The organism is Pseudomonas sp. AC112 (assembly GCF_979253545.1).
Window position 1 is genome coordinate 3,764,798 of record NZ_CEEDCM010000001.1, and the last position, 21,111, is coordinate 3,785,908.

Sequence of the window (21,111 nt, forward strand, 5' to 3'; positions counted from 1 at the left end):
AGGCGACCAATGGTGGCATTATGCTTTCTTGCGGGGTGTAGGCAGGAAGATTCAGACGAGCTGTCGTGCCACCGTTTCAGGCGGAGTGGGCGACCTTCTCGTCGCTCACGTTGACCCGGTTACGCCCGGTGTCCTTCGCCGCATACAGCGCGCGGTCCGCTGCATCGAGCCACATGGCGGCATTGGTAAACGACGGCTGGAACCCCGCCAGGCCGATGCTCAGGCTTACGCGCAATTCAGGGATCTGCGGGTTGCGGTAATTGCTGAAGGTTTCGCGCATGCGTTCCATCACTTGGGCCGCTTGTTCCAGGGGCATTCGCGGAAGAATCACACAGAACTCATCGCCGCCGTATCGCCCGGCCAAGTCGTTTTCCCGCAGGTTGCGCCGCAGCTCCAGGCTCAATTGCCGCAGTACCGCGTCGCCGACGATATGGCCGTGGGTGTCATTGATTTGCTTGAAGTGATCGATATCGATCAAGGCGATGGTGGCGTGGCTTTGCTGTTGCTGGCACTTGTGAAACTTGAGGTGCAGCAGGTCCTTCCAGGAACCATGATTAAGCAGGCCCGTGAGGCTGTCGATGCGGCTCAATGCGCTGAGGGCGCGTTTGTGTTCCGACAGTTTGATCGCCAGTTGATAGCAGACCATGCCGATCGCCATGGGGTAGAGCGTGAGCATGGGCAGGCAGGCGTAGACCTGAACCAGGCTGACCGAAGGGTTGAACTGCAGGCCGAACAGCAGGGCGCCGATACCCGCGCCGAGCACCTGAGCGCAGGCACCGCGTATCAACAGGCGCTTGCCTCCGGCGGCCACGTTGTTCATGGCAACCATCGACAGCAGGGTCACGGTGGTCAGCGGGGTGAATTGCAGGGTGGCGGCCCAGAAACCGCTAAACAGCGCGTCATACACCAGGTTGCGTTGCTCGGCGTCGTAGGGAAATTTAGAGCGGGTTGCCCATTGATACGCCAGGTGCGGCCAAACGAAGCCATTGACCAGCAACAATGCCCAGATCCAGCCCGGCTTGGCCAATGGATACAGCGCCGCTATCACGCTGATGCAGCACATGGCTGTGCCGATGATCCTTGGCTTGTAGATGCGCCGGGCAAAGGAAAGCCCTTTGCCTTGTCTGTTTTCCATAAATTCCAGGGTCAGCTCTTTTGTGCAGATACGACGACACGCGTTCGCAGGCTTAACCGTTGATCGGATAACACCCATGAATATTGTCAGTTATTCGCGTGGGAATAATCAGTGTCCTTCCAGGCCATTTGCGCAAAACAGAAGGCGAAAGCGTCAAAAACGACCTGGGATGTCGTTTGCACAACAGCTTTACAGCGGGTGGGGCGGGGTGACTTCGTAGCCAGCCAGGAACAGGTCGATGGCAGACTCGATGACACTGGCCTGGCAGGCGGCATCGAGGGTGGGCTGGCCGAGGGTGATCTGTGGCCAGAAGGCGAAGGCCTTGAGCAGGCTTTGGATCTGGTGCGCGGCAAACGCGGGGTCGCTGCAATTGAGCCGGCCGTCTTCCTGGGCGGCGCGCACCCACTGGGTAAAGCCTTCTTCACGCTTGCTCAGGCGCGTCACCATGTCTTGCGCACGCTCCGGCGAATGGATGGTGGCAGCGATGGCAACCCGGGCCAGGTCAAGGAAGTTGGCGTCCGACATCATCTTCATCTTCGCCTCCAGCAGCCCGCGCAATTGGTCACGCAGCGGGCGGTCGCTGGCGTAGCTGACGTCGAGTTGGGCGACGCTGCTGGCCCAGAGTTGATGGAGAATTTCAGCGAACAATTCTTCCTTGCTGGGGAAGTGGTTGTACACCGTGCGCTTGGATACGCCGGCGGTGGCGGCGATCTTGTCCATGCTGGTCACCTCGAAACCGTTCGCGCGAAACTCGGCGATGGCCGCGGCCACGATGGCTTCGCGTTTGCGGTCGGTGAGGCGTTGAGGGGCAGTCATGGGTGGCGCTCGGCTCTTCAGGTCAGGGAAACTTACACTCGGTAGTTTACTTGCTCCGGATTTTGTTGCAATCTTGAAACTACACTGTGCAGTGTAATTTATGAGCGAGCCGTAGGAGTCACCCGGTCATGGCCACCCTCTCATCCCGTGTCGATTCATCGCCAGCCACGCGCAAGCCTGCCGAGCAGGACCAGAAGCACTTCAGCAATGAGGCGCCTGTGCAGCACGGGGGCTTCGGCAAGACCTTGCGTATTTTCTGGAACATGCTGTTCAACAAACCGCGCACCACGCGGCCGGTAGGGCAGATCCCGGTGCAACCACTGACCCGCGAACAGCTGCTGGCAGCCCCGGATCACAGCGTGTTCCGCCTCGGGCATTCCACCGTATTGCTTAAGATGCGCGGCAAATTCTGGATCACCGACCCGGTATTCGCCGAGCGAGCCTCGCCGTTCAGCTGGGCCGGCCCCAAGCGTTTCCACCAGCCGCCCATCAGTCTTGAAGAGTTGCCGCCGCTGGAAGCGGTGATTCTTTCCCACAACCACTACGACCATCTCGACCGCAAGGCTGTCGTGCAACTGGCCGACAAGGCCCGCTATTTTCTGGCGCCGCTGGGCGTGGGTGACCTTTTGGTCAAGTGGGGTGTAGACGCCAGCAAAGTGCGCCAGTTGGATTGGTGGCAGGGTACCGAAGTGGAGGGCATTCGATTTGTCGCCACGCCTGCACAACATTTTTCCGGACGCGGTCTGTTTGATGCCAACCAGACCCTGTGGTGTTCCTGGGTGATGATCGATGGCGCGCGACGGATCTTCTTCAGTGGCGACACCGGCTATTTCGACGGCTTTAAACGCATCGGCGAACAGTACGGCCCGTTCGACCTGACGCTGATGGAAACGGGTGCTTATAACGTTGATTGGCCCCATGTGCACATGCAGCCGGAGCAAACCCTGCAAGCACATATCGATCTCAAGGGGCGCTGGCTGCTGCCGATTCACAACGGCACCTTCGACTTGGCCTTCCATGCCTGGCACGAACCGTTCGACCGCATCATGGCCCTGGCTTGGGAGCGCAATGTGTCGATCACCACGCCGCAGATGGGGCAGGTGTTCAGCTTGAATCAACCTGAGCGCGGGGTGGCCTGGTGGCTGGAAGTGGAAACCCAATGCGCGCAGGAGCACCTCGCCGGCTGAAGGCAGGCGCGTGGGAAAAAAGGAGTTTTCAAACTGTTTCAGTGCTGCGACAGGCGCCAGGCAACGGTGCGATGATCCCCGGCAAGTCATTTGTCGGGTGCGGGTTTCATGGAGCGCAAGTGTAAGAAATATTGGCAGCCGGGTTTGCCCTGCTCAACGGGGCAACCGGTGCCTGGGCCTGCCGAATCGTCAGGTCTGGCAACGACGACCCATGAGCCTGCGAGCCCGGGTGGCATCGCTTTCGGCGTCGATCCCCAGGCGCCTGTCAGCTTGAGAGGCGGCGTCCCGATCCCGGGGTATGACGTCCCCGGATTACCCCTCAAACTCCAGCGCGACCCGTCGCTGTCATTGATTGCGCTGAGTGGCATTGACCCCTCGGGGCCGGTAATGGTGGAAGTGCCCCTGGTACAGAACAACACCACGTTTACGGCTGACAGTGCGTTGGAGGGCAGGCGCCTGGGGTTCGCCGAGCGATGGGTGGACGGTCAGGAACATCAGTTGATTGAGCACACCCCGTCCTTCCTGAGAGCGCTGGACATCCTGCGCCGCTCCGGAGCCGTACTGGTTCCGGTGCATGCACACCGGACCAAGAGCCTGCATGCCCACAATGAAATCGATGAGCGTGTGCATGAGTACCGACTGGATGCCTTGATATCCGACAGTCGCAGCACTGCATTCCATGGGGCTTGCTGGAGTGGGTACCCGGGGGTTGGCGAGCCGCTCGATGATGGCGCGACGCTGTGGTTCTACGGTGCGCGATGGGCAAAAGAAAGGTTGGCGGCCCTGGTACGGGAATATCGAAACATCTTTCGCCGGATGGCCCCATAGGAAAGGCTACCCGCTGCGTTGAACTGTCCCACACAGTAAATGACCCACATCCCGCTGCCGGGCAGGAGAAGAGTTTTTAGACTGGCCCACGGATCAGCGTTGATCCTTCGTCATGTCTTACTCTTCGAGAGGTCTTATGTTCGGTATTGCATATGGTATGGGCTCCGTCGTCCGGCAAGTTGTACAGTCGTTCGCAGGAGAATACTCAGCGGTTGCTTCAAAGCCCGTGCCCCTAGGGACCGAGTACTTCAATGTCAAAGAACTTGGCGAGCACATGGCCCGGCCAGGCGGGCTCAGCTCGGCCGACCTGGTCGCGTACCTGCAGGCGCGGATTCGCAGGGTCGACCCGCAACTGAACGCCGTCATCGAACTCAACCCCAAGGCACTCGAGGCCGCGCGCGAGCTGGATCGCGAGCGCGCCAGCGGCAAGGTCCGCGGGGCGCTGCATGGCATTCCCATTTTGCTCAAGGACACCATCGAAACAGAAGGCATGCAAACCAGTGCAGGTGCTTTCGGGCTCGTGGGTGAAGCGGCCGGCAAGAACGCCCCATTGGTCGACTACCTGATCAAGCAGGGCGCGGTGATCCTCGGTAAAACCAATATGACCGAACTGGCAGGGTTTCGTGGGGGGGCCGATGGCTGGAGCAGCCGGGGCGGACAAACCCGTAACCCGCACCATGCGGATGCCGACGTCGGAGGTTCCAGCTCAGGGTCTGCCGCCGCAGTCGCGGCAGGGTTGGCACCCTTGGCGGTGGGAGCTGAAACCAATGGTTCGATCATTGTGCCGGCAGCGCTAAACGGGGTTGTCGGACTCAAGCCCAGCGTTGGCCTGCTGGACCGCAACGGGATTATTCCCGCGAGCCAGCACCAGGACACACCGGGCCCGATGGCGCGCTCGGTGTTTGATGCTGCGTTGATGCTCAACGCCATGTCGGGCAGCGATCCACAGGATCCGGCGAGCGTGGGAGCACCCCAAGGAATTGATTACACGCAGTTATTGGTTCCAGGTGCGTTGAAAGACAAACGTATCGGTTATCCCGTGACGTTTTCCAACGATGGCGAAACCCTGCCAGTGGAAAACAGCGCGCAATTCAATCGGGCGTTGGATGTGCTACGCGAGCAGGGCGCGGTTTTGGTACCGGTCAACCTGGCGCTGGCCGATGCATCACGCTACGACGAGTTGCTGCTCTCTGATGTGAAGGATGAGCTGAACAGTTACCTCGGCAAGCGTCCGGGCCTACCGGTCAAGTCAGTGGCCGAACTGATCAAGTTCAACAACGAGCGTGATGGTACTGAGGTGGATCATCAACCAATTCTCAAGAACGTAGATGCCTCTACCTTGACGTTGGAACAGCGCAAAGGACTGTGGGACGAGTGCATCCGGAACTTTCGCAGCACCATAGATGACCCGATCAATGCGCAGAATCTGGACGCCATAGTGTCGGATTTCGAAACCAACAGTTATTTCGGTGTGGCAGCGGCCGGTTATCCGGGGATTACAGTCCCTTCCGGGAGGGATGAAGATGGGTTGCCGACCAGTGCCTATTTTTTTGGAACCCGTTGGGCTGAAGCGACCTTGCTCGCAGTGGCCTACGGGTATGAGCAGGCAGCACAGGCTGCTATCAAACCGAGGCTTTGACGCCGTAACGTGGGGCGGGGGCGCGGTGTGAAAGGTTCGGCCCGAGCGCCAGGCGCGCATGTTCGTAGGCGTCCCAGTCAAGGCGGTCGGGCAGTGACGGAATCGTCACTTTTTCACCCTGGGCAAGCCCTGCCAGTGCAGCATCCACCAGGTTTTCCGTGGTCATCACCATGGAGTCCGGCAAGTTGCTCACCGGCAGGCCCGCGACATCCCAGAACTCGGTGGCAGTCGCCCCCGGTAGCACCACTTGTACACTCACCCCCTTGTCGCTCAATTCATGGTCGAGCGATTCACTGAATGCCTGCACAAAAGCCTTGGTGCCGGCGTACACACCATTCAACAACTTTGGTGCGACCGCTACGATCGACCCGATGTTGATCAGGGTGCCACGGCCCTGGGCGGCAAAATTGGTCGCGGCGGCTTTCGCCAGGCGGGTCAGGGCGAGGACGTTGAGCAGGATCATCGCGTCCATCTTGTCTGAGTCCGAGGCCAGTAATGAAGCCGTCGCGCCGACGCCGGCGTTGTTCACCAGCAGGCTGATGCGGCTGTCGTCATGCAGCATCTGTTCGATGCGAGCCAGGTCGGCAGGCAAGTTCAGATCGGCGGCCACCACTTGGATATCCCGGTGGGTATCGGCTTTGAGGCGTGTCGCCAGTAGATCCAGGCGCTGTTGATTACGCGCCACCAGAATCAGGTCGTAGCCCTGGCGGGCCAGACGGTCGGCATACACGGCACCAATCCCGGACGAAGCGCCAGTAATCAGGGCATAACCGTTTGCTTGAGTCATTGCAGTTGCTCCAGAAGGGCCGTGGAAGGGCGGCCTTGTTGGAGCCCAGATTATGGGTGTAATGTATTGGCTGCAATGTCGTATATCCCTCCTTTTGGGACATGAGGTTTCGCCATGGTGTCTATCGGTATTCTGCTGTTCCCCGGGTTCCAGATGCTTAGCCTGGGCACCAGTACCGTGTTCGAATTCGCTAACTTCGAGTTGGAGCAACCCTTCTATCGTGTGGATTTACTGTCGGAGCAAGGCGGGCCAATCCGTAGCTCCATGGGCTTTGCCATCGATACGGTGCCTTTTGGTCAACACCACTACGACACCTTGCTGGTGGTGGGTGACAACGAATTGCTGCAAGCCACGTCCGGCATGCTCACCTACCTGCAGCAGGCCATGCTGACTTCGCGCCGCGTGACATCGGCCTGCACGGGCTCTTTCCACCTGGCCGCCGCCGGATTGCTGGAGGGCCGCAAGGCAACCACCCATTGGTACCACGCCCACACCTTTCGCCAGGCTTATCCCAATGTACGGCTGGAGGAAGATCGGATCTTCACGGTCGACGGTCCACTCTGGACCTCAGCCGGTTTGACCGCCGCCCTCGACCTGGCGCTGGCCTTGGTCGAACACGACCTGGGTGTCGAGGTTGCACGTGCGGTGGCGCGCAAATTGGTGGTTTACCACCGCCGCGCGGGTGGGCAGTCGCAATTTTCAGCCCTGCTGGAGATCGACCCCAAGTCTGATCGCGTGCAAACCGCCCTGGCTTACGCCCGGCAGCACTTGCAGGAGGATCTCTCGGTGGAGCAACTGGCTGAGGTCGCCCACCTGAGCCCACGCCAATTCAGCCGACTGTTTCGCGCCGAAACTGGCCAGTCCCCCGCCAAGGCTATCGAGCGCCTGCGCATTGAAGCGGCGCGCCTGCTGCTTGAGTCCGGCGACCACTCCATCGACATCATCGCCCGTGAAACCGGCTTCGGCGACCCGGAACGCATGCGTCGCGCCTTCCTGCGCGCCTTCGGCCAACCGCCGCAAATGATGCGTCGGGCATTGCAATTGCAGGCCTGACGTTTCACGGTTGGTAGGTGCGTGCAGTGAGGGCAGTGCAGACGCTGGCCAGCAAGATGTTAGGGCCGGGCGCTACGCACCATTCGGTTGAGGGGTGGGTGAATCAAGTGATGCGGACGTTGTGCCGATTAAACGAGAGATGATCCCTGGCGCTACGGGTTCGGCTGCGGCGGTGTCGAAGCGGCGCACACTCATGCCCCATCCCGGCGCAAACCCTGGGAAAAACACCAGCCCTTCAGCCTCCAACCGAAATGCCAGGGCCAGGCGGGTTTCGTCACCCACGTCGCATTGGCTTTCAAACTGTTGAACCGCTTCGACCGTCACGCCAGCCTGAAGCGCCAGGTGTTCCCGGCTCCAGCCCAGCATCGCACGGGCCTGTGCGCTGTGCTTGGCGGTGAATTGATGCAGGACGATCTGCTGTTCTACAAAAGAGCTCATTGCCAGGGAGGACATGGGGTTTCTCCAGGGTTCGACGGGGGAGGACAAACTATACTGTGTTTTTGTACAGTTGTTTTGACCGCTCATCAACTGGATTCTCAACGACCCACTATTCCAGCCCTGGAGCCTCGCGAATGATCAGGTGATCCAGGTTCTCGATATTCGCGCTGAACACCCCAAACGTCTGCTCGGGGTTCTTCTTGCTGGACACCTGCTGGAGTTCCGGCGTTACACCATAGAAGAAGCAATACAACGCCCGCTCGCTGTCTACCGCTGCCTTGATCTGCTCCAGGAATGCCTTGCGCTTGCGGTAGTTGTCGATGAGTTTTTTGCTCAGGTAGACATTCACCGAGTAAGGCTTTTTGTCGAGCCACACTTTCTTTTCGAAGTCGATGCGAAAGCTGCTGGTGTAGTCCTTGATCGCCTTGATCTTGCCCCAGTAGATCAAGCCCTTGTTGTCCTGCAGGTATTCGATCTTTTTGAAGTACGTCCAGTAGGTCGCGGTGTGCTCGCCGATCTTCAACGGCATGGACTTGAGTTTGTCCTTGTCATCAATGTTGGACACAAAGCATTCCACTGGGTGGGCGAATACGCTGGTTTTGTCCGGGGTGCTGTCGGGGTTGCCGGGGGATGCAGTGACACGCAAAGAAGATGCTTTTGCGGGGGCTTTAGGGATATCTCCCTCGGTGCCAGCCAAGGGCGGCTTGCGTACGTACTGTCTACGAGCCAGTACCCATTCCGAGGGGAAATTGTCCTCACGCTCGTCGTCACTTTCCCCGCTCGCGGTCTTGTGGGTGCTGGCATAACGACAACCGTCAATGTGTCGGGTACTGGTTTTGTTCTTGAAGTGCGGCGTGCGCAGGTAGTTGACGTTCTTGGCGTTGAACGTGCTCAGCGCGTTGCTCGCATCAAACGCTGCACGGCACTGATCGTTGGGGCAGAGGAAGCTGTCTTGGTCGGAATCGAAATCAGCGGTTTCGTCGAAATTCAGGTCTCGTACGTCGTAGATCGACAGCTTGTCGTCGAGACTCAGGCTGTAGGCCGTGTCGAATTTCATGGGGCTCGGGTCCGTGAGAAGTTTCGCTATTAATAGCGGGATCCAGCGCAAATATCAGCAAGAACCTGCAACCCTTCGCCCGCTCAAGAAGCACAGCGTTCCACCGACCGCAGTCAGCGCCCCCAGTGCATAAAACATGCTGGCCGGCGCCGCATTGATCAGCAGATAGCCGCAAATCACCGGGCTCATCGCCCCTCCAAATGCGGCCAGGTTCTGCGCGCCGTAGTAACTGCCGCGCAGTGCATCCGGCGCGATGGTGTCGATAAACAGGAACTCGGAGGGGTAGATGATCATCTCGCCGAGGGTGAATACGAACATCGCCAGGCACCAGGTAAGCAGGCTGTCCGCGAGGCTGAAACCGATCAGCCCGGCAATGAACAGCAGCGTGCCGAGCACGATCCAGTAGCGCAGTTGTTCACGCTTGAGAAAGCGGCCGATCTGGTACTGCATCAGAATTACGGTGATGGCATTGCACGCCAGCACCGCAGACAGAATCCTCAGCGCCTCGGCGGGCTTGTAGGCCACCAGCAAGAACTGCGACAGATACAGGGTGTAGCGCCCATGGACAATGGTGCTCAGCAAGCTGCCGCTGGTGAACAGGATGAGTGTGCGGTCGCTGCGCAACGTGCGCAGGGTGGTGAGAAAACTCAAGGGCTTGTTGCTGTCATCCCGTTGGGTGGGCGGGATGCCGATCATCAGGAACAGGCTGCCAAAGGCGATCGCACTGGCAATCAGGAACGGCGCCAGTTGCATGTGGCCGGCGATCACCACGCCGACCATCGGGCCTGTGGCGTAGCCGACGTTGGTCAGGGTGTAGCGCAGGGAAAACACCTTGGCACGGTCACCCACCGGCAGGTTCTCGCTGATGATGGCTTTTGAGCCAATCAGGAACAGCGCCGACGCCGCTTCGGTGATGACCAGGGTCAGGGTGGTGAGGTAGAGGTTGCTGGCAAAAGTCAGCAACAGAAAACCGATGGAGCTGGAGAGCATGGCCAGGATCAGCAGCTTGCGCTTTTCCAGGCGGTCGATGATGTAGCCGCCGTACAGGCCCAGCAAGGTCGCGATAAAGACGGCAATGCCCATCAGCAGGCCGATGTCCTGCTGGTTCAGGCCCAGGCGAGTACTCAGCAACAGGGCCAGCAACGGGCTGGTCATGGCGCGGCTGACCACGATGGTCACCGAGCAGATCATCAGGCGGCGGATTACCAGGGAGTAGGTGGCCACGGTGGGGCAGATGTCCTTATTCGATCAAGTGCACACATTCCGTGTAGGAGCCGGCTTGCCGGCGATGGCGTCCGTAAGCTCGCTATCGCCGGCAAGCCGGCTCCTACACGTTTGTGGGTTACTGGCCGGCGTTGATGGAAATTTTTTCTACGGCGCCTTGCTCCAGGTCCCACTTTTTCAGGATCTTGCCGTAGGTGCCGTCATCAATCATGCCCTGCAACGCCTCACTGATCGCCGTGACCAGTTCCGTGTTGCTCTTCTCAATCCCAAGCCCCGTGAATTGCTTGGAAATCGCCAAGCCCACCGGCTTGTACTTACCCTTATCCAGCGACATCAGATAAGGAATGGTCTCACTGCCCTGCATCGCCGCATCCAGGCGATTCTGCTGCAACTGCGCCCGCGCATCCGCCGAGCCCTCAGTCCCGATCACCACGATCGCCGGCTTACCCGCCGCCTCGCAGTTTTCCTTGCTCCATGCGGCAATTTCCGACGGCCAGGTGGTACGGCGGCTGGTGCCGACTTTTTTACCGCACAGGTCAGTCAATTCCTTGAGGTCTTCACGTTTGGCCAGGGCGTAGAACTGCGGGCCGCTGGTGAAGTAGTCGATGAAGGTCACGGCCTTCTGGCGTTCGGCGGTGTCGCTCATGCCCGACAACACGATGTCCACGCGCTTGGTGGTCAAGCCGCTGAGCATCTGCTCGAAGCCGGTCTCCTGCCATTTGATCTTCACGCCCAGGCGCTCGGCCAGGGCGTTGCCCAGGTCAAAGTCCAAGCCGGTGATCTTGTTGGTGGCCGGGTCCTTGAAATCCATCGGCGGATAGTTCGGCACGATGGCCGCGCTGATCTCGCCCTTGTCCTTGATTGCCGCCGGCAAGGCCGCGAATACAGCGGAGGAGGCCATCAGGCCTGCGAGCAACGTTGGGATAAACAATTTTTTCATGGGGGCGTTCTCGTTTGTTTTTTAGTTAAGTGCGAACGGCAGAAATAAAGCTTTGGGTACGCGGGTTTTGTGGGCTTATTAGAATTTCTTCGGGGCTGCCGGCTTCCACAATCTGGCCGGCATCCATAAACACCATGCGGTTTGAGACTTCGCGGGCAAAGCCCAATTCATGGGTGACCACGATCATGGTCATGCCGCTGGTGGCCAGGTCGCGCATCACCGACAGCACTTCGCCTACCAACTCCGGGTCGAGGGCTGACGTGGGTTCGTCAAACAGCATCAGCTTGGGGCGCATCGCCAGCGCGCGAGCAATGGCCACGCGCTGTTGTTGCCCACCGGACAATTCCACCGGGTAGGCATTGCGCTTGTCCGCCAGGCCGACGCGGGCCAGCAGTTCCAACGCATCTTCGATAGCTTCCTTGGGCGAGCGCTTGAGCACCTGGCAGGGGCCTTCGATGATGTTCTGCAACACGGTCATGTGCGGGAACAAATTGAAGCGCTGGAACACCATGCCGGTGGCCAGGCGCTGGCGGGCGATCTGCGATTCATTCATCTCATGCAGCTTGTTGCCGACGACGCGGTAACCCACCAGTTCGCCGTCGACCCACAGGCCGCCCTTGTCGATTTTTTCCAACTGGTTGACGCAGCGCAGCAGCGTGCTTTTACCGGACCCCGACGGGCCGATGATGCACATCACTTCGCCTTGCTCGACCTCGATATTGATGTCGCGCAGCGCGTGATACTGGTCGTAATACTTGTTCAGGTTGACGGCCTTGACGATGCTTCTCATGGGGCAAATCTCCTCAACCCAGGCTTACGAACGCTTGCCAGCGCCGCGGGCAAAACGACGCTCGAGGCGGCTTTGACCAAATGAAAGAACAGTCACCACCGCCAGGTACCAGATGCCGGCCACGATCAGCAGCTCCATGACCCGCGCGTTGGCGTAGTAGATGTTTTGCGCGTTGTGCAGCAGCTCCGAGTACTGGATTACGCTGGCCAGGCTGGTCATTTTCACCATGCTGATGAACTCGTTGCCTACAGGCGGAATAATTACTCGCATCGCCTGCGGAAGAATGATCCTACGCAGCGCCTGAAGGCTCGGCATGCCGATGGACTTGGCGGCTTCGTACTGGCCGGTGTCCACCGACAGTAAACCGGCGCGCACCACCTCGGCCGTGTAGGCGCCCTGGTTGATGCTCAGGCCGAGCAGGGCGGCCACGAACGGCGTCATCAGGTCGACGGTGTCGATACTGAACAGGCCGGGAATCGCGATCACCGGGAAAATCAACGCCAGGTTGAACCACAGCAGCAGCTGCAGGATCAACGGTGTACCGCGAAACAGCCAGGTGTAGGTGATGGCCACATACCGCAGGATCGGGTTGGCCGACATGCGCATGATGGCTGTGATCACCCCGATGACCACACCCAGCGCCATCGCCAAAATCGACATGACAATGGTGTTCACCAGACCCCAGAGGATGGCCTCAGACGTGAGAAACTGACCGATGTAGGACCATTCGATCTGGCCATTGGCAAATGCGCGCAACAGCGCGGCCAGCACGATCACGATCAAAGTGGCAAAAAACATCCGCCCGTAATAGCGACGCGGCACGTGTTCGTACTGCGTGATATCGAACTGGTTCTCGGACAACTTGCGCTCGGCTTCCAAGCGCTCTGCCGGGGTTTGGTTCATGTTTCTACTCCAAAACACATCTAACTGAATAACCACCTTGTAGGAGCCCGGCTTGCCGGCGATGTCGATCTCACGGACGCCATCGCCGGCAAGCCGGGCTCCTACGGGGACGGGTTAAATTCGAAAACCGGTGTAACTGTCTGCCCATTGCCGTTGCGCGGCCAATGCGCTTTTCAACCGCCCGATCTGCTCTCTCACACGCTCCGGCGCCGTCCCACCCCACCCACTGCGCGCCGCAATCGCCGCTTCCAGTGTCAAGCAGTCGCGCACTTCGGGTGTGAGCCGCGCATCCACCTCCGCCAACATCGCCGGCGAGGCTTCCCACAACTCAATCTCATGCTTCTCACAGGCCTGTACCAGCGCGCCGGTGATCTCATGGGCTTCTTTGAACGGCACGCCGCGAGTGGCCAACCAATCCGCCACCTCAGTCGCCAAGGTAAAGCCCATCGGCGCCTGACGCCGCAGCTCTTGCACCTGCACCTTCATGGTCGCAACCATTCCTGCCATCGCCGGCAACACCAGCAACAAGGTATCCACACTGTCCAACACACTGTGCTTGTCTTCACTCAAATCGCGGTTGTACGACAGCGGCAATGACTTGAGCGTCGACATCAACCCGGTCAGGTTGCCGATCAAGCGCCCAGCCTTACCCCGTGTCAGTTCGGCAATGTCCGGGTTCTTTTTCTGCGGCATGATCGAGCTACCCGTGGCGTAGGCATCATCCAGCACCACCCAGCGAAATTGCCGCGACGACCACAGGCAAAACTCCTCGGACAAGCGCGAAATATTCACCCCGAGCATGCCCGCCACAAACAGGAACTCCGCCACATGGTCACGGCTGGCGACGGCATCGATGGAGTTTTCGCACGGCCCGGTGTAGCCCATTTCCTTGGCCGAATGCTCAGGCTGGCGCGCAATCGCAGAACCCGCCATCGCGGCAGCGCCCAAAGGCGACAAGGCCGTGCGCGCATCCCAATCCACCAGACGTTGCACATCCCTCAACATGGACTGCGCGTGAGCCAGCAGGTGATGGGCAAACACAATCGGTTGCGCCTGCTGCAAATGGGTAAAGCCGGGGCAGATACTCTCGATATGCTGCTCGGCCTGCTCCACCAACGCCTGCTGCAAACCCAGCACCTCGGCGGTGATGGTGCGCGCGTGGTCCCGTAGGAAAAGGCGCAGGTCATTGGCTGTCTGATCGTTGCGTGAACGCCCGGCGCGCAACTTACCGCCCAAGGCGCCAAGGCGCTCGGTCAATACGCGCTCGATGAAGGTGTGTACGTCCTCATCATCCAGGGTCGGATGCAAGCGGCCGGCGGCGAAGTCATGGCCGATCTGGTCCAGGGCTTCGAGGGTGCGCAGGGTTTCCGACTCATCGAGCAACCCGGCGCGCTGCAACTCACGGGCATGGGCACGGGAGCCGGCCAGGTCGTAGGGCGTCAGGCGGAAATAGCGCTCGGGGCAACGCGACAACGCGGCCAATGCAGCAGACGGGCCGGTCTTGAAACGAGCGCCCCAAAGGCGGTCGGTGGGCTGGGACATGGTTGTTCCTCACGCTTGTTTTTAGAAGAGTCGGAGGCAGTAAAAATAAGTTTTCAACTAGACTGAACCAGCGTCTGACGCGCCGTATTCAAGGTTGCCAAGGGCGGATGTTTATGTTCATTATCGCCGCCTGGCTATGTTCAAGGACTGGGTTGAAGCCTGTTGAATATGGCACTTGAGGTCAACGCGTATTATGGAAACTCCACTTTCCACTTCTGGAAACCTGCCGCCAAAACCCGGCACAAGACTGCCCCTGCAGTTGAGCGGGCTGGACTTCAAATTGCTGCGCGTGTTCATGGCCGTGGTCGAAGCGGGCGGCTTTAGTGCCGCGCAAAACGAGCTGAACGTGGGGCTCGCGGCCATCAGCAAACAAATCTCCGACCTCGAGATTCGCATCGGCATGCGCCTATGCACACGGGGCAGGGAAGGGTTCGGGCTGACCGAAGAAGGCAAGTTGGTGTATCAGGCATCCATCGAATTATTTACGTCGGTGGACAGTTTTCGCGACAAGCTTAGTTCGGCGCAAAACGAGCTTATTGGCGACCTTAGTGTGGGCGTTATTGATAACACCGTCTCCGATGTTAATTCCCCGCTAATTGCCGCGTTGGGGAAGTTACATAGCGAGTCGCCGAAAATCAGATTACGGCTACACGCCTCACAATTGGACGAAGTTGAGCGTGGCGTGGTCGAAGGGCGGCTGATCGTCGGCATCGTGCCGGTGTACCAGCGCCGCGAAGAATTCGATTATTTCCCGCTGTACGAAGAAAAGGCCCACGCCTACTGCGCCGTAGGACACCCGCTCTTCACCGCGAACGACATTACGCCCGAGGTGCTGCGTCAATATGAAGTGGTGAACCACCGGTATGCGATCCATCGCGACAAGGCCACCTTCGTCAATTACGACAGCCAGTCCGCCTCGGCCTCGCAAGTCGAAGCCGTCGCGATCCTGATTCTCACCGGCCGCTTCCTCGGCTTCCTGCCCGAACACTACGCCGCGCCATTGGTAAGGGTAGGGCGCCTGCGCGCACTGTGCCCGGAGCACGTTCACCTGAGCACCGCCTTCAACCTCATCCTGCGCCACAACGCCCCGCGCAGCCCGATGGTAAAAGCCTTCGCCACTGCCCTGGGCGTAGACCTCAAAGTCACAGCATAACACCCCAGCCGAACACCGTCCCTCCGAGCGACAGAGATTAACTGTGGGAGCTGTCGAGCCCCAGCGAGGCTGCGAAGGAGTTATCCGCTAACCCCACCCACCCGCATCACCGCTGCAACCGAGCCCGCTTCTTCTTCGCATGAAAATGCCGAAAATGCGCATCCTGCGCCGCCGCCAACAACTCCCGGTCCCCACGCGTATCGCCCCACGCCCGCAGCCGATACTCGCCCAAATCCCCATACACCGCTTCAAGTCGCAGCACCTTGTTCTCACAACGGCAGTTGTTCCCAGTGAGCTTACCGGTCAACACCCCGTCGACCACCTCAAGCTCAGTCCCGATCAACTTGATCCCGAGCCGATTCGCAAACGGCTGCAACACCAACGCCGGCGACGCCGAACACAGCGTGACCTCCGCACCGGAGCCCAACTCCTGCTCCACCGAAAGCACCCCCGCCGGCCGCATCAACCGCGCCCAATTGCGCTGGCAATACTCCTCGGCCTTCTGCTGCACCCACGTCTTCTGCACTCCTGTCATAAAGGTGCGGATCAACTGCGCCTTCAACTCATCCCGGCTGATCTGCCGCACCAAAAAGCGAAGCCCCGGCACCGCCAGCTTGACCATCCGGCCATAAAACTCACCGGGGCCAAAGGCAAACTTGAGGAAGGGCACGAAACTGTCGTGGTGGGTCAGGGTGCCGTCGAAGTCAAAGACGGAAAGTACTTTGGCGTCAGCGGGGCCGGCTTCGAGCATGTCTGGGTTCACGGGTGGTCCTTGATCGTTTGGAGCGGGTTCTCATAACTGTGTGACTGGCGCCCACTTCATGGGTTCAGGCTGATAACGGTTATGCAATTCAGATCAGCCAGAGGTACTGATGTTGTGCTTTTACTGGCAATGATCAAGGGAGTTTACCCGGTCGGGCATAGGAATGAACGTCGGAGGTATCCGGCATTGTTACAGCGAGGATTGGGATGCACGTATTTGCGGCCCGCCCAAGCGCCAGCCCGGACGGACTATTGTTGAGTTTCAGCGTGTTGAATGGTTTGACGGCTGGAAAAGCTCCGCCATCTTTTGAAACCATGTCTTGTTCGGTGGCGCCCGTCGGCGGGTCCTGTTGAGCAACAGATACGGCATGTCGCGTAACCGAATCCAGCCTTCATCCTGCCAATGCAAAAGGCTCAACGACATCTCCGGCCAATCCAGCAAGCTCAGCATCGGGCGGTCTTTAGAGCGTGGTTGATGCTTGTCACGCAAGGTTGGCACGACTTGATGGGTCAACCATTCGCGCAACAGGCGATGCCCTGGTGAGTAGTGATACACCAACAATGCATAAACGCCGGATTCGCTGAGCATCAGCATGTTTTCAGGCTGACCGTGATAACAGATTTCCAGCGTTTGCCGCTGATCCTCATCGAGCTTGCTGACCATTCGTTCATCCAGATACAGTCCTGTCAGACGACCTAGGTCGCGAGCACAGAACCATGGCTGATTCTCCAGCAGCAGAGCGTGCAGATGCAGGTTTTGGCGGGTAAAGACAGCAGGTTCATGCATGACACACCTCCGAGCTGGAGCGTGTTTGAGAAATGGTGCGGGTACTGCGAATAACCTTCGCAGGGGATGCAGAGTATCCAGGCATTTCCGTTACCTCTGGTTGCTTTCTTAGGGCATGCGTTATGGGTGTCGGGAGCTAAGAAACCCACCAGAGACGGGCCGGACATATTCCCCTTTCGGGTCTTGTATTCGCCCACTCCCGACATAACGGGGATTTTTCCACAGGCGTAGAGAAACCGCTGGCGAAAAAAAGCCGCATGGCTGTCGGGTGCGGAGGACCGCTCTGGTTGAGGCGTTTCTTAGGCGCCGAGTGGTGAGGGTAGGTGGGCGATTGGAGGTCGTCAAGCTCTCAGAATTATCATTCCATTTCAGTTGAGATGTTCTGACTATCGATTTTGGGGTTGATCAATTTTTGGATTTCAGCCCGCAATGTGTCTCTATTTTTCGTCCGGCATTCCCAGATAATTGATACACGCCAACCTGATACTTCAAGCGCTCGTTTGGTCTTCATGTCTCGCTCAACGTTTTTTGCAAGCTTAGGTAGCCAAAAATCCAGTCTGCTTTTAGGTGTGTACGCGTATTTGCAGCCAGGGTGGCTATGCCAGAAACACCCGTGAACGAACAAACATAATCGGTGCTTGGGGAATACTAGGTCTGGTGTACCGGGTAGATCCTTTCGGTGTAGACGATAGCGAAACCCCAGATCATGGCATGCCGATCTAACAATCATTTCGGGCTTTGTATTTTTTCCTTTAATTCTGGACATGTTTTGAGAGCGTTGTTCGTGTGTGACGATGTCTGCACTCATTCAGGGCTTGCCCAATGAAGAAATGTTTTTAGACGAGGCAGATCCTCGCCCTTGGTTTTTGTAGATCTATTCCCCTCAGAGAATCTAGCAGGGTTTTCCGGCTGGAGTCATTGCTACGTGATTGTTATCCACGTTTTAGGTGTGATCAATGGAGCATTGATATCATGACGACATCCCAAGTTGACGACGGTATGAGTGGATCGGACTTGATACCTCTGTACCGTCGACGAGAGGCTGAGATACCACGTTCTCGATTTGGCATGTACCGTTACCATCGGGCGCACCTCAGCAAATGAAGCGCCAACTGTCCAAGGCTCGCACGGTGGCACTGCTGTTCCTTTACGTGCTGGTGACAAGTGGATATTGTGAATGGCATTGCGCCACTGCCAGACGGTTGATGATATTCCAACATGAGTGGTTTTCTGATCATTTCACATCAAATCCAATCAGTTTTCGTGAATATTTTTTAATGTCACGTCGAGTTAGCAAGTTTTAGAGAGCAGGATATGGACAAGGAGTCGACCCTGAAATCAGGTATATGCAACCAGCTCATTTTTCGAGTCATCGTTGCGAGAGCGACTTTTGAGGCCAAGAAATGGGCATGCGGGCCGATCGGTGGCTAAGATGAATCCACTGCTCCGCATGGCGATTATTGCTGGTGTTGAGGTCGCAGTTAAGCTCCACATCGCACGTGGCGATGATCTTGACGCTCGCGACAGAGGGGGAGCCACTCCCTTGATGTTGGCCTCTGCTCGAAGGAAAAAGGGTGTTGTGCAGCTACTTTTGGCTGCTGGCGCAAAGCCTGAGCTGCTCGATCCTGAAGGCAAGGATGCGCTCGCATATGCAGAGAAGGCTGAGTGCGCTCATTGTATCGATCTGTTGAAAGAGGCCCTTGGCTCTAACGGGCAAGCGAATGAAGCCTACGCATCCGACAAAGGTTTGTCTCTGGCGAGTACGGAGATGGTCGCTCCTTTTCGCCCCGAGCTCTTGAGTGAATCGACGTATCACGAAGCGAAAGGTGACGCGACTGAAGTAGCGACTCACGGCGATGACTTAGTCAGATCTGAGCATCACCCAGTTCTTGAATCCGCTATCCATGATGAGGTTTCTCTTAATTCGTATGATCATATAGCTGTGACCATCGAGTTGGATGCACGAGCAAATCACATCGACCTTGACGACGAGCCTCTCGATTTTGGGTTTGAGGGCGAATGGGTGGCGGAGGCCGAGACGACTGCTCCGAAGGGGGACGTAAATGTTGCTAAAGCAACTAGCGTGCTTCAACGAACTATTGGTCGGCATACGGCGATTGACACCGATATTGAGTGGGACGATATCGAGCTGTTTCTTCCAGAAAGGGCGCGTCCTCTAACGAGTGATGATAGTGAGGGCGTCCGTGGTTTGCTTTTTCGGGGGCTGCGCGAGGGCACTGTATCGGAGACGTCTCTTATCGATGTATGTCGAGAGGCCGACATCTCCCGAAATCGCAATGAAGAAGCTGAACATCTGCTGACTTTTGTTTTGGGCGATCTCGGCATAGTGATCGATGAGTGGACTGGGTTGGCGGAGCAGTCGGATCTTCTTGAGCCAACAACTGATGAAGAGCAAAGGCTATCAGAGGCCTTGGAGTTTGTGGAGGACTTGGCATCAGGTCGGAACGAGCCGCTTAGATTCTATGTAAAGGGATTGAAAAAAGACCTGCTCCAAGCAGCAGAGGAAATCGCTTTGGGGCGGGAGATGGAGGATGCAAGAAACCAAGCATTAAATGCCCTATCTTGTTGGCCGCTAGGCCTTAGTATCATTTTTGACGCAGCCGAGAAGGTAAGCCGCGGAGAAGTAGATCATGAAGCTTTTACCTCTCGATCTGATGCTGTCGGCGAGAGTATCGACGAGAGCTTCACTGAGGTGTCGTCCGTTGATAAGGCCGAATTCGATGAAGACAAATTCGGACTTGATCCAGACGCAGCGGCATTTGTATCGGCTGTTTCTGCGGCGCGCTCCGCCGGAAATGATTCGATTAAGGTTCGTGATGCACTTGTGGCGGCCAGTCTTTGCCGATGTTTCCTGCTCGAACTATCGAGGAAGGCTGACCGTGATTCGGCAGGTAGAGACTTCTTGTCTGCACTTCGGCGCGAAGAAGTTGCACGGGAAAGGATGACTCTCTCCAATCTTCGCCTGGTGCTTTCCATAGCCAAAAAATATTTATGGTCTGAACTTCCTTTTGACGATCTTGTGCAGGAAGGCAACATAGGCCTTATGAAAGCTGTCGAGCGCTTTGACTGGCGCAAGGGATTTAGATTCTCCACCTATGCCACATGGTGGATTCGCCAGCAGATTTCGCGCGCAATCGCTAATACGGAACGAGCGGTTCGGGTCCCCGTCCATATGCAAAGCTTGGCAAGAAGTACATTGCATGAGCGGGATGAGTTCGAGGCTAAGATCGGGCGTTCTGAAACCGAGCGTGAAACATCAGATCGAACGGGAATTGCACTCGATAAGCTCAAGCTTCTTTTGACTGTTTCCGAGAAAGTCACCAGCTTGGATGTGCACCTTGAAGGCACCTCTGCACCCTTGCTCGATTTCCTGTTGGAGGAGGAGTCATCAGACCCAGCGATGATTGCAGAATCGGCTTCTCTTCGAGCCATTTTGCTCTACATGATTGGGGAGCTGGACGAGCGCGCGGCCGAGGTGATTACCCTTCGGTTTGGTTTTGGTCAGGGCTTAGACGAAGCCATGACCTTGGAAGAGATTGGGCTCCGATTCGACGTTACACGTGAACGGATCCGGCAAATAGAGTCGAAAGCACTTCAAAAGCTACGTCAACCGATGAGAATGGAAAAGTTAGCTTCGTACTTGGGCGAGCACTTCGAGGTAAAGGAAATCCTCTATCCTGAAGCCACGTCAAGGAGGGCGATGGTTCAAACTACTGAAAATATCAGTCAAGTCGAGCCTCATCGATCGGGCCCCGAGGATTTGGCATCTGCGTACCAAGTTTTTAGTAAAGATGCGGCTTCCATGTCTCCTGTAGCGGCGAGTGCCACTCCTCTCAAGGCCCAGCTTTCCGATCGTGTTAATGAGGCCAGGGCTCTTGGCATTACCGTCGAGGATTAAGGTTCGGATGATTGCCGGATTCGCTTACTACTGCCAGCAAAGCCAGATGCGCCGGTTCGTAAATTTGCTCGCAGAATGGTTGATATCGGTTTCACACTTCTTTCTGGAACTACTTACGCCAAATGAACGAACGCACTAGGTATGCCCCGCC

General features: G+C 57.6%; 19 protein-coding genes. 6 read left to right on the forward strand and 13 right to left on the reverse strand.

Annotation, left to right across the window (positions count from 1 at the left end; translation table 11 throughout):
- Positions 1-76: 76 nt before the first annotated feature.
- Together AC0IYN_RS17440 and AC0IYN_RS17445 are read right to left on the reverse strand one after the other, a co-directional pair.
- Complete coding sequence (locus AC0IYN_RS17440) at positions 77-1,135, reverse strand: diguanylate cyclase (protein ID WP_099494354.1); 1,059 nt, start codon at positions 1,133-1,135, stop codon at positions 77-79.
- 189 nt (positions 1,136-1,324) lie between these two features.
- Complete coding sequence (locus tag AC0IYN_RS17445) at positions 1,325-1,951, reverse strand: TetR/AcrR family transcriptional regulator (protein WP_078049908.1); 627 nt, start codon at positions 1,949-1,951, stop codon at positions 1,325-1,327.
- A 128-nt stretch (positions 1,952-2,079) separates the two neighbouring features.
- Between AC0IYN_RS17445 and AC0IYN_RS17450 the strand changes: the two genes are divergently transcribed.
- From AC0IYN_RS17450 to AC0IYN_RS17460, 3 genes are all read left to right on the forward strand, one after another.
- Entirely contained in the window at positions 2,080-3,138 is a 1,059-nt protein-coding gene (locus AC0IYN_RS17450) for an MBL fold metallo-hydrolase (RefSeq protein WP_406599609.1), read from the forward strand.
- 270 nt (positions 3,139-3,408) lie between these two features.
- Positions 3,409-3,966 (forward strand): hypothetical protein, encoded by a 558-nt coding sequence (locus AC0IYN_RS17455; protein ID WP_471842364.1) that lies wholly within the window; start codon positions 3,409-3,411, stop codon positions 3,964-3,966.
- Positions 3,967-4,102: 136 nt separating this feature from the next.
- Positions 4,103-5,605, forward strand: a complete 1,503-nt coding sequence (locus tag AC0IYN_RS17460) for an amidase family protein (protein ID WP_471842365.1) — start codon at positions 4,103-4,105, stop codon at positions 5,603-5,605.
- On the opposite strand, the gene AC0IYN_RS17465 is transcribed toward AC0IYN_RS17460, so the two are convergent.
- On the reverse strand, positions 5,589-6,392 hold the full coding sequence (locus AC0IYN_RS17465) for an SDR family NAD(P)-dependent oxidoreductase (RefSeq protein ID WP_406599612.1): 804 nt from the start codon (positions 6,390-6,392) through the stop codon (positions 5,589-5,591). The genes AC0IYN_RS17460 and AC0IYN_RS17465 overlap by 17 nt on opposite strands.
- 114 nt (positions 6,393-6,506) lie before the next feature.
- Here AC0IYN_RS17465 and AC0IYN_RS17470 point away from each other — a divergent pair, with 114 nt between their 5' ends.
- Entirely contained in the window at positions 6,507-7,445 is a 939-nt protein-coding gene (locus tag AC0IYN_RS17470) for a GlxA family transcriptional regulator (RefSeq protein ID WP_406599613.1), read from the forward strand.
- A gap of 72 nt (positions 7,446-7,517) precedes the next feature.
- Here the strand turns inward: AC0IYN_RS17470 and AC0IYN_RS17475 are convergent, their stop codons facing one another.
- From AC0IYN_RS17475 to argH, 7 genes are all read right to left on the reverse strand, one after another.
- The gene (locus tag AC0IYN_RS17475) at positions 7,518-7,898 is read right to left on the reverse strand and encodes a helix-turn-helix domain-containing protein (RefSeq protein WP_457240093.1); all 381 of its coding nucleotides are present in this window, start codon (positions 7,896-7,898) and stop codon (positions 7,518-7,520) included.
- Positions 7,899-7,992: 94 nt separating this feature from the next.
- Positions 7,993-8,940, reverse strand: coding sequence for a hypothetical protein (locus AC0IYN_RS17480; RefSeq protein ID WP_471842366.1), 948 nt, complete (start codon positions 8,938-8,940; stop codon positions 7,993-7,995).
- A 54-nt stretch (positions 8,941-8,994) separates the two neighbouring features.
- Positions 8,995-10,164 carry an MFS transporter gene (locus AC0IYN_RS17485; protein ID WP_406599616.1) on the reverse strand — a complete coding sequence of 390 codons (1,170 nt, stop codon included), beginning with the start codon at positions 10,162-10,164 and terminating at the stop codon, positions 8,995-8,997.
- Positions 10,165-10,282: 118 nt separating this feature from the next.
- A complete protein-coding gene (locus tag AC0IYN_RS17490; protein WP_406599617.1) occupies positions 10,283-11,104 on the reverse strand; it encodes an ABC transporter substrate-binding protein in 822 nt (273 codons plus the stop codon).
- A gap of 25 nt (positions 11,105-11,129) precedes the next feature.
- Positions 11,130-11,894 carry an amino acid ABC transporter ATP-binding protein gene (locus AC0IYN_RS17495; RefSeq protein WP_471842367.1) on the reverse strand — a complete coding sequence of 255 codons (765 nt, stop codon included), beginning with the start codon at positions 11,892-11,894 and terminating at the stop codon, positions 11,130-11,132.
- A gap of 24 nt (positions 11,895-11,918) precedes the next feature.
- Positions 11,919-12,797 (reverse strand): amino acid ABC transporter permease, encoded by an 879-nt coding sequence (locus AC0IYN_RS17500; protein ID WP_016979819.1) that lies wholly within the window; start codon positions 12,795-12,797, stop codon positions 11,919-11,921.
- Positions 12,798-12,911: 114 nt separating this feature from the next.
- Positions 12,912-14,339 carry an argininosuccinate lyase gene (gene argH, locus AC0IYN_RS17505; protein ID WP_457240546.1) on the reverse strand — a complete coding sequence of 476 codons (1,428 nt, stop codon included), beginning with the start codon at positions 14,337-14,339 and terminating at the stop codon, positions 12,912-12,914.
- Between the two features lie 193 nt (positions 14,340-14,532).
- Here argH and AC0IYN_RS17510 point away from each other — a divergent pair, with 193 nt between their 5' ends.
- Complete coding sequence (locus AC0IYN_RS17510; protein WP_471842368.1) at positions 14,533-15,492, forward strand: LysR family transcriptional regulator; 960 nt, start codon at positions 14,533-14,535, stop codon at positions 15,490-15,492.
- A 106-nt stretch (positions 15,493-15,598) separates the two neighbouring features.
- Here the strand turns inward: AC0IYN_RS17510 and AC0IYN_RS17515 are convergent, their stop codons facing one another.
- The 3 genes from AC0IYN_RS17515 to AC0IYN_RS17525 form a co-directional block, all read right to left on the reverse strand.
- Positions 15,599-16,243: an HAD-IB family hydrolase gene (locus AC0IYN_RS17515; protein ID WP_122728393.1), complete on the reverse strand. Its 645-nt coding sequence runs from the start codon at positions 16,241-16,243 to the stop codon at positions 15,599-15,601.
- Between the two features lie 273 nt (positions 16,244-16,516).
- A complete protein-coding gene (locus tag AC0IYN_RS17520; RefSeq protein WP_471842369.1) occupies positions 16,517-17,041 on the reverse strand; it encodes a BRO-N domain-containing protein in 525 nt (174 codons plus the stop codon).
- Positions 17,042-17,399: 358 nt separating this feature from the next.
- Complete coding sequence (locus AC0IYN_RS17525) at positions 17,400-17,849, reverse strand: very short patch repair endonuclease (RefSeq protein ID WP_471842370.1); 450 nt, start codon at positions 17,847-17,849, stop codon at positions 17,400-17,402.
- Positions 17,850-18,473: 624 nt separating this feature from the next.
- Between AC0IYN_RS17525 and AC0IYN_RS17530 the strand changes: the two genes are divergently transcribed.
- Positions 18,474-20,960, forward strand: coding sequence for a sigma-70 family RNA polymerase sigma factor (locus tag AC0IYN_RS17530; RefSeq protein WP_471842371.1), 2,487 nt, complete (start codon positions 18,474-18,476; stop codon positions 20,958-20,960).
- Positions 20,961-21,111: the final 151 nt, after the last annotated feature.

Excerpts from the sequence above, each read along its gene's own strand:
- AC0IYN_RS17440 (WP_099494354.1), bottom strand. The coding sequence starts at position 1,135 with ATGGAAAACAGACAAGGCAAAGGGCTTTCCTTTGCCCGGCGCATCTAC.
- AC0IYN_RS17445 (WP_078049908.1), bottom strand. The coding sequence starts at position 1,951 with ATGACTGCCCCTCAACGCCTCACCGACCGCAAACGCGAAGCCATCGTG.
- AC0IYN_RS17450 (WP_406599609.1), top strand. The coding sequence starts at position 2,080 with ATGGCCACCCTCTCATCCCGTGTCGATTCATCGCCAGCCACGCGCAAG.
- AC0IYN_RS17460 (WP_471842365.1), top strand. The coding sequence starts at position 4,103 with ATGTTCGGTATTGCATATGGTATGGGCTCCGTCGTCCGGCAAGTTGTA.
- AC0IYN_RS17465 (WP_406599612.1), bottom strand. The coding sequence starts at position 6,392 with ATGACTCAAGCAAACGGTTATGCCCTGATTACTGGCGCTTCGTCCGGG.
- AC0IYN_RS17470 (WP_406599613.1), top strand. The coding sequence starts at position 6,507 with ATGGTGTCTATCGGTATTCTGCTGTTCCCCGGGTTCCAGATGCTTAGC.
- AC0IYN_RS17475 (WP_457240093.1), bottom strand. The coding sequence starts at position 7,898 with ATGTCCTCCCTGGCAATGAGCTCTTTTGTAGAACAGCAGATCGTCCTG.
- AC0IYN_RS17480 (WP_471842366.1), bottom strand. The coding sequence starts at position 8,940 with ATGAAATTCGACACGGCCTACAGCCTGAGTCTCGACGACAAGCTGTCG.
- AC0IYN_RS17490 (WP_406599617.1), bottom strand. The coding sequence starts at position 11,104 with ATGAAAAAATTGTTTATCCCAACGTTGCTCGCAGGCCTGATGGCCTCC.
- AC0IYN_RS17495 (WP_471842367.1), bottom strand. The coding sequence starts at position 11,894 with ATGAGAAGCATCGTCAAGGCCGTCAACCTGAACAAGTATTACGACCAG.
- AC0IYN_RS17500 (WP_016979819.1), bottom strand. The coding sequence starts at position 12,797 with ATGAACCAAACCCCGGCAGAGCGCTTGGAAGCCGAGCGCAAGTTGTCC.
- argH (WP_457240546.1), bottom strand. The coding sequence starts at position 14,339 with ATGTCCCAGCCCACCGACCGCCTTTGGGGCGCTCGTTTCAAGACCGGC.
- AC0IYN_RS17510 (WP_471842368.1), top strand. The coding sequence starts at position 14,533 with ATGGAAACTCCACTTTCCACTTCTGGAAACCTGCCGCCAAAACCCGGC.
- AC0IYN_RS17515 (WP_122728393.1), bottom strand. The coding sequence starts at position 16,243 with ATGCTCGAAGCCGGCCCCGCTGACGCCAAAGTACTTTCCGTCTTTGAC.
- AC0IYN_RS17520 (WP_471842369.1), bottom strand. The coding sequence starts at position 17,041 with ATGCATGAACCTGCTGTCTTTACCCGCCAAAACCTGCATCTGCACGCT.
- AC0IYN_RS17525 (WP_471842370.1), bottom strand. The coding sequence starts at position 17,849 with ATGAGTGCAGACATCGTCACACACGAACAACGCTCTCAAAACATGTCC.
- AC0IYN_RS17530 (WP_471842371.1), top strand. The coding sequence starts at position 18,474 with ATGAATCCACTGCTCCGCATGGCGATTATTGCTGGTGTTGAGGTCGCA.